Annotated in this window: 1 protein-coding gene and 1 pseudogene; both read left to right on the top strand. The window is 35.0% G+C overall.

Annotation, left to right across the window (positions count from 1 at the left end; translation table 11 throughout):
- Window positions 1-286, top strand: a 286-nt coding sequence (locus AB4496_RS27950; RefSeq protein WP_372133285.1) for a hypothetical protein, incomplete at its 5' end; no start/stop codon positions are given.
- A pseudogene (locus AB4496_RS27955) lies at window positions 276-571 on the top strand (hypothetical protein); the annotation flags it as partial. The gene AB4496_RS27950 and the pseudogene AB4496_RS27955, both read left to right, overlap by 11 nt.

Below are 571 nucleotides of genomic sequence, written 5' to 3' on the forward strand. Positions count from 1 at the left end.
AATTCATATTGCGCAACTATTAACACCAGCAGTTGACTGTCGAGACAAAGCGGGTAAGAAGGAAAATATGAAACCATTTGATATAAATGGAAAGGTAGTGAAAATGGAAAGTTTTTGTGCGAATGAATATACGTCATTGACATATCCATTAACAAATGTAGGAAGAAAATATCTAATAAATGAATTGAAGAGAAAGAATTTTATCACCTTCAACTCATGGAAATATTCAGCGAGAGGGTTCACAAAAATTTTCAACACTATGAAAAAAAACAACAATGCCATTTGAAAACAAATATGCTTACTTCTTATATACTCCTTTGCTGTTCTGGAGTATAAATGCGTTTTCCGTTCAACTTACATATGCAGACGAAGTTTCTGCGTTTAAAGCCGCAGGCTATAGCTTCGATGGCAAATCTTGGCGTAGTAATTGTCAGGAATTTCGCTTCACCTCATTGGGTGAAATAACTGTTGTACGAGATTTGAATGGTGATGATCAGCCTGAGGTGATTATCACAGAAAGTAATACATATTGTTATGGAAATACTGGCTATCACTATACTCTCGTCAGTAA

Origin of the sequence: Vibrio sp. 10N.222.46.A1 (assembly GCF_041473595.1) — a bacterium.
In the GTDB taxonomy this organism is placed as follows: Bacteria; Pseudomonadota; Gammaproteobacteria; order Enterobacterales; family Vibrionaceae; genus Vibrio; species Vibrio tasmaniensis_A.